This window comes from Hydrogenophaga sp. GW101-3F08, assembly GCF_059424585.1.
Map to the genome: position 1 here is coordinate 257,224 of NZ_JBWKZP010000002.1, position 12,114 is coordinate 269,337.

The following is a 12,114-nucleotide window of genomic DNA, read 5'->3' on the forward strand; positions in this document are numbered from 1 at the left end:
TCATGCGCAGGTGGTGCGTCGTGCCGGGCCGGCGATGGGGCGGGTCAGATCGGTGGCCTGGGTGGCCAGCTCGTTCGCGTCCAGGAACACCTGGCCGTCTTCCACCTTCACCGCGAACTTCGGTGTGCAGCCCTCGTCGGGCGCGGCGGCCTGGCCGGTGCACAGGCCGATGGTCCAGTTGTGCAGCGGGCAGGCCACGCTGGTACCGAACACGATGCCCTGCGAGAGCGGGCCGCCCTTGTGCGGGCAGCGGTCGAGCAGGGCGAACACCTCGTTCTGGTCGTTGCGGAACACCGCCACGTCCAGGCCTTGCTCGCGCGCCACGCGGCGCGAACCCAGCACGGGGATGTCGTCGACGCGACAGATGGGCTTCCATTCACTCATGATGCTTCCAGTCCTCAGGTTTTGATGGCGGCGTACAGACCGGTCACCCGGTCCATCACGCTGAGCAGGTTTTCACTCGTCACGAACACGTCGGACAGGGGTTTGGCGGCGGCGCCCGCGGTCTGCATGCGCTGCAGCGCCTGGTCGAAAAAGAACCACTGGCCATCGGCCAGCTGCAGTTCCGCGCGGATGCGGTCGGTGGCCTCGGGGGCGTTGCGCAGCAGTTCCATGGCGCTCAGGAACTCGGTGCGCGCCTTGCCGATTTCGGCCGTGGCGGTGGCCGCGTCCACGGGCAGCGTGGCGGCGAAGTAGAACTTGGCCATGCGCTGCGAGAGCATGCGCTGGCGCCCGGCCACGTTGACCAGCTTGCCCACCGGGCGTCCCGATGCCGCTTCGTATTGCACCGTGCCCTGGTGCGCCAGCGCCAGCACCCGCGCATCGGCCTGCAGCACGGCGCCCGCGCCCGGCTTGCCCGGCGCGGTGCCGATGAGCGCGGTCTTGTAGTCGCTCCAGGCCGCTTCGAGTTTCACGTAGGTGTCGCGGATGTCGGGCGAGGGCGCGTAGGCCTTGAGCTCGACGAGCTGGCGGTCGAACAGGGCCATCGACTTGTCGAGCACCGCCTGCGCGCTGCCGCTTTCGGTCTTGTGCACCAGCGCCAGCCAGGCCTTGCCCATGCGCTGCGACAGCATGCGCTGGCGGCCGGCCTTGTTGATGGCGTCGTTGAGGTCCAGCACCTGGGCCTGTGCGTTCAACAGCGGGAGGCCGGCAGCGGCGGCGACGATCAGGGTTCTGCGATTAAACAAATGGGCGTTCATGGCATTTTCTTTCCAAAAAAACCACAGTGTCTGGCGCGCTGGTTTTCAGAAAAATGGCGCAGTTGAAGAATTTCACGAAAGGGCGCTCACGGCCTCGAACTGGCGCGTGTCCACCGCGGCTTCCTTGAAGTCGAACCAGGGGTCGGGCTCGCCGTCCAGCGCGAACTGCAGCTGTTCCCACAGGGCCTTGCGGCCTTCGTGGTCTTCCAGAATGCGTTTCTTCACGTAGTCCAGGCCGACGCGGTTCACGAAGTGCACCGTGCGCTCTAGGTACCAGCCCTCCTGGCGGTACAGCTCGCAGAAAGCGCCGGTGTACTCCAGCACCTCGGCGGCGGTCTTGAGCTTGACGAGGAAGTGCGCCACCTCGGTCTTGATGCCGCCGTTGCCGGCGATGTACATCTCCCAGCCCGAGTCCACGCCGATGATGCCGACGTCCTTGATGCCGGCCTCGGCGCAGTTGCGCGGGCAGCCCGAGACGGCGAACTTCACCTTGTGCGGCGCGTACATGCGCCACATCGCGCGCTCCAGGTCCTTGCCCATCTGGGTCGAGTCCTGCGTGCCCATGCGGCACCACTCGCTGCCCACGCAGGTCTTCACCGTGCGCAGGGCCTTGGCATAGGCGTGGCCGGAGGGCATGCCGATGTCTTTCCAGACGTTGACCAGGTCTTCCTTCTTCACGCCCAGCAGGTCGATGCGCTGGCCGCCGGTGACCTTGACGGTCGGGATCTTGTACTTGTCGACCGCGTCGGCGATGCGGCGCAGCTCGTCGGCCGTGGTTTCGCCGCCCCACATGCGCGGGATCACGCTGTAGGTACCGTCCTTCTGGATGTTGGCGTGCGAGCGCTCGTTGATGAAGCGGCTCTGCGGGTCGTCCTTGGCCTCCTTGGGCCAGGTGCTGATGAGGTAGTAGTTGACGGCCGGGCGGCAACTGGCGCAGCCGTTGGGCGTCTTCCAGTTCAGGTGGGCAAACACCTGGGCCGTGGTCAGCAGCTTGCTGCCGTCGGGCAGCGGCGTGCGGATGGCTTCGCGCACCGCTGCGTGGCCGTGTTCGGTGCAGCCGCACATGGCCTTCATCTTCGGCGTGGCCGAGTAGTCGCCACCGGCGGTGAACATCAGGATCTGCTCGACCAGACCGGTGCACGAGCCGCAGCTGGCGCTGGCCTTGGTGTGCTTGCGCACCTCGTCCAGCGTGAACAGGCCTTTGTCCTTGATGGCCTTGCAGATGGTGCCCTTGGTCACGCCGTTGCAGCCGCAGACCTCGTCGGAGTCGGCCATGGCCGCGGCCTTGCTCTGGCCCTGGTGGCCGGCGTCGCCCAGGTGGCTCTCGCCAAACATCAGCTTGTCGCGGATGTCGTTGACCGTGCGGCCTTCGCGCAACAGTTTGAAGTACCAGCTGCCGTCCACCGTGTCGCCGTACAGGCAGGCGCCGACCAGCTTGTCGCCCTGGATCACCAGCTTCTTGTAGACGCCGCCCGAGGGGTCGCTCATCACGATCTCTTCGGTGCTGTCGTCGCCCATGAAGTTGCCGGCGGAAAACAGGTCGATGCCCGTCACCTTGAGCTTGGTGGAGGTGAGCGAGCCGGTGTAGCGGCCGATGCCGAACTCGGCCAGGTGCGTGGCCAGCACCTTGCCCTGCTCGAACAGCGGGGCGACCAGGCCGTAGGCGATGCCGCGGTGCGCCGCGCACTCGCCCACCGCGTAGATGCGCGGGTCGGTCACGGTCTGCATGGTGTCGCTCACCACGATGCCCTTGTTCACATACAGACGCATGGTTTCGGCCAGCGCGGTGTTGGGGCGGATGCCCACGGCCATCACCAGCAGGTCGGCCGGCACCTCGGTCCCGTCCTTGAAGCGGATCGCCTTCACGCGCCCGTCTTCACCGCCCACAAGTTCCTGCGTCTGCGCGCCGATCAGGAACTTCATGCCGCGCTGTTCCAGCGAGGCCTGCAGCATCTTGCCGGCCACGTCGTCCAGCTGGCGCTCCATCAGCCAGGGCGCGACGTGCACCACGCTCACCGTCATGCCGCGCTTCATCAGGCCGTTGGCCGCTTCCAGGCCCAGCAGGCCGCCGCCGATGACCACCGCGTGTTTGTAGGTGGCGGCCGCGTCGATCATGGCCTGCGTGTCGGCGATGTCGCGGTAGGCCAGCACGCCCTTCAGGTCTTTGCCGGGGATCGGCAGGATGAAGGGGTTGGAGCCGGTCGCCATGATCAGGCGGTCGTAGGGCGCGCTCACGGGCTCGCCCGCGGCGTTCACACCGTGCACCACGCGCCGGATGCGGTCCACCTCGGTGACCTTGACGCCCGCGTGCAGCGTGATGCCGTTGTCGCTGTACCAGGACCAGTCGTTGAGCACGATCTCGTCCAGTGTCTGCTCACCGGCCAGCACCGGCGAGAGCAGGATGCGGTTGTAGTTCGGGTGCGGCTCGGCGCCGAAGACCGTGATGTCGTAGAGGTCCGGGGCGATCTTGAGCAGCTCTTCAAGCGTGCGCACACCGGCCATGCCGTTGCCGACCATCACCAGTTTTGCTTTTTTCATCGCGGGGACTCCATTCATGTGTGAATAACTGAGGTGCGTCCAGGCGAGGAGGCGGGCGACAACGCGCACGCATGCCAGGACACGAATTGGGGTAGGGATACGATCGGGCCGACCGAGCAGTCGGCGCCAGACAGGCCTTCGTGGCCGCCTGGACAAGCTACGCACGTCGTTGTGCGTGGAACCCGCAGCGCATTGGCTGGGGTGGACGCGTCGTTACGTCCGAGGTGATTTAAGCAATACCTGTGCCACGCAACGAAGCGTGCCCAGGCCCCTCTTTTTCAGGCATTCTTGGCGCCTGGTCTGTGCCGCCTTTCGGGGCGCACGCTGTTTACCCAAGTCTTTGATTCATATGCATGTTTCTGTGGTTTTGTTGTGTGATGGGCCGGCCCGCCAGCCGCTGGTGAACGACCTGGAGGCCGCGGGCGCCCAAGTGCTGGCGGTGGTGGATGCCTGCAGCCAGCTGGTGCAGAGCGTGGTGCGCCATGCACCAAGTTTGGTGGTGGTGCAGGCCCCCCAGCCCGACGACGCCTTGTTCAAGGCCACGCAGACCCTGGCCGAGGTGTCGCCGCTGCCGGTGCTGGTGTTCACCAACGATGGCGATGCCGCGCACATCGTGCGCGCCACCGAGTCGGGCGTGCACGCCTACGTGGTCGGCGGCTACGGCGCGCAACGCCTGCGCCCACTCATGCAGCTCGCGCAGGCGCGCTTCAAACGCGAGCAGGCCCTGCTCGAAGAGCTGCGCGACGTGTCCACCCGCTTCGAAGAACGCAAGGCCGTGGAGCGCGCCAAGGGCATCCTCATGAGCGCGCGCCAAGTGTCAGACGACGGCGCCTTCGAGATCCTGCGCACCGCGTCCATGCACAGCAACCAGCGCCTGGGCCAGGTGGCGCAGCACATCATCCAGTCGGCCCATTTCGCCGAAGGCGTGAACCGCTCTGGCCAGCTGCGCATGCTCTCGCAGCGCCTCGTCAAACACTGGCTGTTGCGGCTGGCGGGCGTGCAGGTGGCGCAGCACCTGGCGCTGCAGACCGACTCGGCCCAGCGCATCGACGCCAACCTCGCGCTGCTCGGAAAAAACCTCTCGCAGCCCACCTTCGGCGACCTGCTGGCCCAGGTGGTGGCCACCTGGAAGGCACTCAAGAAAGCCCTGAAAGCCGAGCCCGCGCTGGACCAGCTCGCGCCCATCAACGCCCTGGCCGAGCGCCTGCTGCAAGACGCCGACCGCCTCACCGCCAGCCTGGAAAGCGCCGGCAGCGTGGCGCCGCTGCGCATGCTCAACATGGCCGGGCGCCAGCGCATGCTCTCGCAGCGCTTTGCCAAGGCGGCGCTGCTCGGCGTGCTGGAGCCCGACGCGCCCCAGCGGCAGCACCAGGCCGACATGGAGGCCGCGCGCCAGGCCTTCGAGCAGGGCCTGGCCTACCTGAACGGCCTGCCCCTGTCCACGCCCGAGATCCGCCGCACCCTGGAGTCCGCCGCCCAGGGCTGGCAGCAGGTGGTGACCGGCGCCGACCACGTGCGCCGCCCGGCCGGGCGCGACCGCCTGCTGCGCCTGGAAGGCCTGGCGGCGGCCAGCGAAAGCCTGCTCGACGATTTCGAGCAGCTGTCGGCCCAGTACGAACGCAGCATGCAGATGTTGATGGGCTGAACGCATGGCCTTTCATATAGATATTGGCTTTGTCTGCCAGACCGGCCGCAAAGAGAAGAACGAAGACTTCTGCGCCGCCATGCTGCCGCCCGCAGGGCAGGAAGACATGGGCTCCATCGTCGCCATCGCCGACGGCGTGAGCACCGGTGGCATGGGCGGCGAGGCGGCGCAGACGACGGTCACCAGTCTGGTGCGCAGCTACCACGACACGCCCGAAACCTGGGACACCACCGTCGCGCTCGACCGCATCATCGGCGCGCAGAACACCTGGCTCACCGGCACCAACCACCGCCGCCAGCCCGCCATGGGCCTGACCACGCTCACGGCGCTGGTGCTGCGCGGTCAGTCGTACACCGTGGCCCACGTGGGCGACTCGCGCTGCTACCTGCTGCGCGAAGGCCAGACCCTGCTGCTCACGCACGACCACGTCGTGAACCACCCCGACATGCGCCACCAGCTGCTGCGCGCCGTGGGCCTGGAAGACCACCTCGTGGTGGACTACCTGCAGGGCGACCTGCAGGTGGGCGACACCTTCGTCATGCTCACCGACGGCGTGCACGGCAAGCTCTCCGAGCGCCGGATCGCCGAGTGCGCCGCCCCCGCCGGGCAGGCCGCAGGCGCCCAGCCCGCCGCCGAGCGCCTGGTGGCCGAGGCCCTGGCCGCCGGCAGCGACGACAACGTCACCGCCATGGTGGTGCGCGTGCTCGATCTGCAGGGCCCCAACCTGCAAGACGCCGGCCGCGCCGCCCAGAGCCTGCCCGTGCCGCACAAACTCAAGGTGGGCGAGAGCATCGACGGCCTCACCGTCACCGCCACCGTGGCCGACAACGGCATCAACCTGCTCTACCAGGTGCGCGACCCGCAGACCCAGACGCTCTACGCCCTCAAAACACTGCACCCCGCGCGCGCCCACGACCAGGACGAGCGCGCCATGCTCGCGCACGAAGCCTGGCTCGCCAAACGCATGATGTCCTCGCGCGCGGCCGGCCACCTGGTGGCCATCCACGACCACCTGCCCAACCGCCAGCCGCGCAGCGCCTGTTACCTGCTGTACGACTGGCACAGCGGCGAAACCCTGCAGCAACTGCTGGACCGCCAGCAAAAGCTCGGGCCGGGGCAGGCCGTCAGCGTCGCCATGCAGACCCTGCGCGTGCTCGGCCTGCTGCACCGCCAGGGCGTGATCCACCGCGACATCAAACCCGCCAACCTGCACCAGGGCGACGACGGCGTGCTGCGCGTGCTCGACCTTGGCGTGGCCCTCACCGGGCGCGAGCCCGAGAGCATGCGCCGCCTGCACGCCGGCACCCCCAGCTTCGTCAACCCCGAACAGTGGGGCCACCACGGCAAGGCCGCCAACGGCAGCGCCACCGAAGGCGAGCCCGAACTGCCCGACGCCCAGAGCGACCTGTTCGCGCTCGGCGTCACGCTCTACCAGTTGCTCACCGGGAAGCTGCCCTACGGCGAGGTGCTGCCCTACCAGGTGGGTCGCTACTACCGCGACCCCACCGCCCCCAGCCGCCACAACCCCGAAGTGCCCATCTGGCTCGACCACGTGCTGCAGAAGGCCGTGGCGCGCGACAAGTCGCTGCGCTTCGAGACTGCGGAGGAATTCCTGCTCGCGCTGGAGCGCGGCGCCTCACGCCCGCTCACGGTGCCCCCGGCCTCGGCCCTGCTGCAGCGCGACCCGACCATGCTGTGGAAACTGCTGCTGGGCTTCAGCGTGCTGTTCAACCTGCTGCTGGTTTATTGGCTGCTGTTCTTGCCGAAATAGGGCAAAGCGTTCGTCTCCTTGCGGTGAACCGGTAGGCGATGAACGGCATGCTGCGGCGCGTCTCAGCCGCTCGAACGCATCAACTGCGCCAGCTCGCCGTGGCCGCGTTCGGCCAGGGTGTCGGCGGCCTGGAGGCGGTCGCGGCGGTCCTTGTTCTGGCTGAGCTTGGCCTTGCCCACCAGCGAGGTGATGGTGATCTCGATGCCCACGATGTGGCGCAGCAGGCCGTCGATGAACCCGGGCTCGGAGTCGCCCATCTTCCAGGGCCGGGGTTCGGCCGCCTCGTGCTTGCGCGTCAGGCGCGCCACCAGGCCACGCACGAAGCGCTCGTCGTCGCGCACGGTGAGGATGCCGTGGGCGTGCACCACCTCGTAGTTCCAGGTCGGCACCTGGCGGTGCGCCTCGTGTTTGCTCGGGTACCAGTTGGGGGAGATGTAGGCCTCGGCGCCGCGAAAGACCACCATCACCGCAGACCCGGTGGGGCAGCGCTGCCACAGCGTGTTGGCGCGGGCCACATGCGCCAGCAGCGCGCCGTGCGTGCCCGCGGCCGGGTCGAACTCGAACGGAAGGTGGTCGGCGTCCAGGCCTGCGTCGCTCTGCGTGACCAGCACGCCCAGCGGGTGTTCGCGGACGATGCGTTGCAGTTCCTCGGGCCGGGTCTGGGCAAAGTGCGGTGGGATGTACATGGTGGATCGGTGGGGCTGCGTGGTGGTGATCGGGCACCACTGTGGCGCACAACCGGCACAATGAGAAGAACCAGTTTTCTGAAATTAATATGGGCCAGATTTCAAACCCGCCAGCCAACTCCTCGACCCACCGCACCGGCGCCACCGGGGCCACCGGGGCCGGGCGCCGCATCTACAACCTGCTGCGCGCCCAGATCGCCGACGGCACGCTGCCACCCGGCGCCCGGGCGCCGTCCACGCGGGCGCTGGCGGCCGATCTGGGCGTTTCGCGCACCACCGTCACCGCCGCCTACGAGCAGCTTGCGGCCGAGGGTTTCCTGCTCACCGCCACCGGGCGGGCGGCCCGCGTCACCGGCCCGCTGGCGCCACCGGCGGCGCCCGCGCCGGGCCGGCGCGCCCGGCGTGCGCCCGACCTGTCCGGGTTCGGTCGCCGCGTGGCGGGCATGGCCCAGCCGGCGCCGCCGCCCGCCGAGCCGGCCCGCATCGACTTCCTGTACGGCGCCGTGGCCTCGCGCGACTTTCCCGCCCTGGTCTGGCGGCGCGCTTACCAGGCCGAGCTGCTGCGCCGACAGCCCAGCCTGTGCTACGGCGCGCCCGAGGGCGACCCGGCGCTGCGCCGCGCCCTGCAAGGCTACCTGCGGCGGGCGCGAGGGCTCGCCTGCGACCCCGAACAGATCCTGGTGGTGCACGGCTCGCAGCAGGCCATCGACCTGAGCGCCCGGCTGCTGCTCGACCCGGGTGACGCCTTCGTCTTCGAAGAGCCGGGCTACCCGATGGCACGGCATTGCTTCGAGGCCACCGACGCCAAAGCGCTGCCCACCCCGGTGGACGAACACGGCCTGCAGACCACCCGCCTGCCCGGGGATGGTGTCGCCCGCCTGGCCTACGTGACGCCCTCGCACCAGTTCCCGCTGGGCGGCGTGTTGCCCATCGGCCGGCGCGTCGAGCTGCTGCAATGGGCGCAACGGCAACAGGCCTGGATCGTCGAGGACGACTACGACGGCGAGTTCCGCTACGGCCAGCGCCCGATCGACGCGCTGCAGTCCATCGACACCGATGGCCGCGTGATCTACGTCGGCACCTTCTCCAAGGCGCTCTCGCCGCAACTGCGGCTCGGCTACCTGGTGTTGCCACCCGAGCTGGTGCCCGTGTTCCGCCAAGCCAAGCGGCTGGCCGACCGCCACGCGCCCTTGCTGGAACAACGCGTGCTCGCGGCCTTGATCGAGAGCGGGGCCTACGAGCGCCACGTGCGGCGGGTGCGGCGCGAGAACGAGCGGCGCCGCACCGCCCTGCTCGACGCCATCGCGCGCCACCTGCCCGCCGAGGCCCACGTGTCAGGCGCCGCGGCCGGGCTGCACGTGGTGCTGTGGCTGCCCTTTCTGCGGCCGCAGGACGAGCCCGCGCTGGTGGCGGCCGCGCGCGCCGAAGGCGTGGGGATCTACCCGGTGTCTGCGCTGTATGCCCGGCCAACGGCGCACGGACCGGATCGGCCAGCGGGCCTGACCCTGGGCTACGCCAGTCTTGGCCTCGACCAGATTCAGCAAGGGGTTCGCACCCTGGCCAGGGTGATCGCCGGGCTGGGCGGGGGGCGAAAAGATGGATAAGGCCGCGCTGCGCGCGGGTGGCGCGTTGGCTGGGGGCGCCTGCTCGCTGGCGTGATCGGCGTGAGAGTTGGAGGCTATAGTGTTTGTAACGAATCAATTCCCGCACCTGATTCAACAGATGCGGTGACAGGCTTCATGGGGCGGCAAAGCTGTGTGCATCGACCTGCGGTGGGCTTGCACTGGCCCGTGTTTATCCTGTCGTCTGGTCTGGTTTCTCCAGATTAGACGACGAACTGCATTACGTTAGGTCCACTGATGATGAAATTCCTGAAGCGATTGTGGCGTGGTAATGAAGGTGTGAGCATCGAGCATCCTACGTTCGGTACGCTAATTTTGCGGAAAGGTAAAAAAGGGCATTATTGGAGGCATGACGCGTACTTGCCTGATGAATTGACTGTGTCATTTGACACAGAAGCTGCCAACCCACCCTCGAATGAACAAGAAGCCTTCTATAAAGCAGTGGTTAGTGATCTTGATGCTACCTTTGATAAGGCTAGGAATTTACTTATTCCCGATTATGAAAAAATGATGGGTGTGGCATTTCCAATGCAGTGGCGTAGCGCACTAAGATTTGCAGGGCTGGGTGTTCCTCTTGATGGCATTGGTACCAATCCGTGGGATATAACTTTCGAGTGTCTTACGGATAATTCGGGCTTCTTATTTACCTGCTACTTTGAAAAGGGTCGTCCTGTCGCTGTGACATGCGATACATAACGATCCAAAACGGCGAATGGACTCGCAATGCTCAATGGTTCTGTGGATTTGCAGGTGGCGTGCAGTATTCCGGATCGAAGGTATGAATAACCAACTTCACTTCATCGCGAGCGGCATAACCATTCGCTGCAGCCGCCCGAGCCCCCAGCGCGGGCTTGGTCGGCTGAGCTCCAACGGTAGGCATCTTCATGCTCGTTGATCCCGGCATCCTCGTCGCCATCGGCTGTGTCGTGGCTGTTTGGCTGTTCGTGCGTTGGCGCGCGTCCCGGTCAGAGTTCCCGCCCATGCACACCAGCCCGGATGACCCATTGATGATCGAAGCGCTTGAAAAGGCGAAGCAGACCCGGGGACAGTTCCTCGGCCTCGCCCGCGCCGCCAACGAGAGTTTGGTCGTCAAGCTTCGGTTCGTCAGCAATTCCAACCAGGTTGAACACCTTTGGGCGGAAGTGCTGGAAGCGCTCGACGAAGAAGAACTCAGGGTTCGTCTGGTCACAAAGCCGGTGACACATGTCGGGCATCTCGATCGCGTCTATCGTTGCAGCGCGGACGACGTCGAAGACTGGCAAGCGCTCGACGATCAGGGAAAGATTCTCGGAGGCTTCACCCAAAGAGCCATGTTTGCCATCGCCCGCCGCGATGGAGTCAAATTGCCCAAAAAGTTGCTGGCCCTTGAGCAAGAGTACAAAGACGCCTCTCAGGTCACTTCTCTGAATTGATCGACTTGCATGCGACTTTTGAGCGACCGGAGTTGTTCCGTTTCGTGGACAGAACCGCCCCGGTTTTTCGGCCCGCAGTGGGTGGCCAAAACGGTCCGCACAAGGTGGGTGTGCAGTGGAGACTGTGTTGGGCTCAACGCCATGGCCATCCAGCAGACCGCTCTCATGCGCCAGCCCGTGGCTGGCCATGGGGTTTTTGCCCAGCTTCGTTAGACCTCGAATGGCTCGCTCGTTGCGCTCAATCGCCGCAGCAGCGATGCTGGCCTTCCCGGTCGCCTTGGGTGCGTCCGCACACGACTTGCGCAATTGGTTCGGCGATCCGTTCTTCAAGATTTCGAGCGCCGTCGCAGATTGCCCGGAACCCGCTGGCCCTCGCGTCACGGTAGCTGAGCGCCAGGCGCAATCGCATCGCCGCGCCGAGAAGGGCACCACTTGCTGGCTGGCCAAGGAGTGCGAGCGCCCGAACGCCTACGCGTATGACCGCGACATCGCCGAGAGCATTCAGGCCGCCGTTCGAGAGCGTTTGCCGTTCCCGAACACGTCGCTCTGGGTCACCGTTCAGGGGCGCGTGGTCTACGTCGAAGGTTGCGTGTCCCATGCGGCGCAAGCTGCCGAGATCGAGGCCTTCATCCGAACGCTCCCTCACGTCCAGCGGGCCGTTGCCATCGTCACGGCCAGCCCCCGCGCCAAGTCACCGTACCGGCTCTTTCGGCCCCGGTAGCCGGCCGTGAAAGCGGGGGGCCTCTCCATTCACCCGCCGTGACCCCCCCCCCCCGCCTTGCGGCCTCGGCCAGCAACCCGCTCAATTCCCCTGCATCGGCTGAAACCGGTCCGCGCGGTCCACCAGGCTGCGCATCTGGTCGGCCGCGTGGATGGTGAGCGTGTGGGGCGTGTAGCCTGGCCGGGGTGAGATGTAGCTGGCCATTTCGCGGGCCAGGGCCTGCTGCCGGGGTGTCGCGTCGGCCAGCAGGGCGACGACCATGTTTTCCAGGGCAATCACGCGCATGCGCAGTTGCACCAGCTCGGTGTTGGTCAGGTCGGGTTCATCGCCCGGCGAGGTGCCGGGGGCGGCGGTGGGGTGCATGGGCTCGGACATGGATGGCTCCTGCTGGTGGGTGCGCGGTGTGGCGCCAGGGTCATTGTCGGATCGTGCGGTTGTGGTGCAACCCGGGTCTGTGCGCTGGCGCTCCTGGGGCTTTTTGTTGTTGGCTGGCCGGCGGGCGCGTGGGCGCCGTGCCGGC

Annotated in this window: 12 protein-coding genes; 6 read left to right on the top strand and 6 right to left on the bottom strand. The window is 66.9% G+C overall.

Translation table 11 applies throughout. The annotated features are described in order from the left end of the window. From nirD to nirB, 3 genes are all read right to left on the bottom strand, one after another. Positions 1-384, bottom strand: a complete 384-nt coding sequence (gene nirD / locus AC07YZ_RS06865; protein ID WP_226493903.1) for a nitrite reductase small subunit NirD — start codon at positions 382-384, stop codon at positions 1-3. A gap of 14 nt (positions 385-398) precedes the next feature. Beyond that, entirely contained in the window at positions 399-1,199 is an 801-nt protein-coding gene (locus AC07YZ_RS06870) for a type IV pili methyl-accepting chemotaxis transducer N-terminal domain-containing protein (RefSeq protein WP_226493902.1), read from the bottom strand. A 72-nt stretch (positions 1,200-1,271) separates the two neighbouring features. Continuing rightward, positions 1,272-3,737, bottom strand: coding sequence for a nitrite reductase large subunit NirB (gene nirB, locus AC07YZ_RS06875; protein ID WP_226493901.1), 2,466 nt, complete (start codon positions 3,735-3,737; stop codon positions 1,272-1,274). Positions 3,738-4,086: 349 nt separating this feature from the next. Between nirB and AC07YZ_RS06880 the strand changes: the two genes are divergently transcribed. Both AC07YZ_RS06880 and AC07YZ_RS06885 read left to right on the top strand, forming a co-directional pair. Beyond that, positions 4,087-5,382: a type IV pili methyl-accepting chemotaxis transducer N-terminal domain-containing protein gene (locus tag AC07YZ_RS06880; protein WP_494794213.1), complete on the top strand. Its 1,296-nt coding sequence runs from the start codon at positions 4,087-4,089 to the stop codon at positions 5,380-5,382. 4 nt (positions 5,383-5,386) lie between these two features. Further along, on the top strand, positions 5,387-7,153 hold the full coding sequence (locus AC07YZ_RS06885) for a bifunctional protein-serine/threonine kinase/phosphatase (RefSeq protein ID WP_494794214.1): 1,767 nt from the start codon (positions 5,387-5,389) through the stop codon (positions 7,151-7,153). Positions 7,154-7,215: 62 nt separating this feature from the next. Here AC07YZ_RS06885 and AC07YZ_RS06890 read toward each other — a convergent pair whose 3' ends face one another. Next, on the bottom strand, positions 7,216-7,839 hold the full coding sequence (locus AC07YZ_RS06890; protein ID WP_494794215.1) for an FMN-binding negative transcriptional regulator: 624 nt from the start codon (positions 7,837-7,839) through the stop codon (positions 7,216-7,218). Positions 7,840-7,928: 89 nt separating this feature from the next. Here AC07YZ_RS06890 and pdxR point away from each other — a divergent pair, with 89 nt between their 5' ends. Together pdxR and AC07YZ_RS06900 are read left to right on the top strand one after the other, a co-directional pair. Beyond that, positions 7,929-9,443, top strand: a complete 1,515-nt coding sequence (pdxR, locus tag AC07YZ_RS06895; protein ID WP_494794216.1) for a MocR-like pyridoxine biosynthesis transcription factor PdxR — start codon at positions 7,929-7,931, stop codon at positions 9,441-9,443. A 255-nt stretch (positions 9,444-9,698) separates the two neighbouring features. After that, positions 9,699-10,157: a hypothetical protein gene (locus AC07YZ_RS06900; RefSeq protein WP_494794217.1), complete on the top strand. Its 459-nt coding sequence runs from the start codon at positions 9,699-9,701 to the stop codon at positions 10,155-10,157. 31 nt (positions 10,158-10,188) lie between these two features. Here the strand turns inward: AC07YZ_RS06900 and AC07YZ_RS06905 are convergent, their stop codons facing one another. Beyond that, on the bottom strand, positions 10,189-10,347 hold the full coding sequence (locus AC07YZ_RS06905) for a hypothetical protein (protein ID WP_494794218.1): 159 nt from the start codon (positions 10,345-10,347) through the stop codon (positions 10,189-10,191). On the opposite strand from AC07YZ_RS06905, the gene AC07YZ_RS06910 reads away from it, so the two are divergent. Further along, on the top strand, positions 10,346-10,873 hold the full coding sequence (locus tag AC07YZ_RS06910; protein WP_494794219.1) for a DUF2314 domain-containing protein: 528 nt from the start codon (positions 10,346-10,348) through the stop codon (positions 10,871-10,873). The genes AC07YZ_RS06905 and AC07YZ_RS06910 overlap by 2 nt on opposite strands. 220 nt (positions 10,874-11,093) lie before the next feature. Continuing rightward, positions 11,094-11,594 carry a BON domain-containing protein gene (locus AC07YZ_RS06915; protein WP_494794220.1) on the top strand — a complete coding sequence of 167 codons (501 nt, stop codon included), beginning with the start codon at positions 11,094-11,096 and terminating at the stop codon, positions 11,592-11,594. 81 nt (positions 11,595-11,675) lie between these two features. Here AC07YZ_RS06915 and AC07YZ_RS06920 read toward each other — a convergent pair whose 3' ends face one another. After that, positions 11,676-11,969 (bottom strand): hypothetical protein, encoded by a 294-nt coding sequence (locus AC07YZ_RS06920; protein ID WP_494794221.1) that lies wholly within the window; start codon positions 11,967-11,969, stop codon positions 11,676-11,678. Positions 11,970-12,114: the final 145 nt, after the last annotated feature.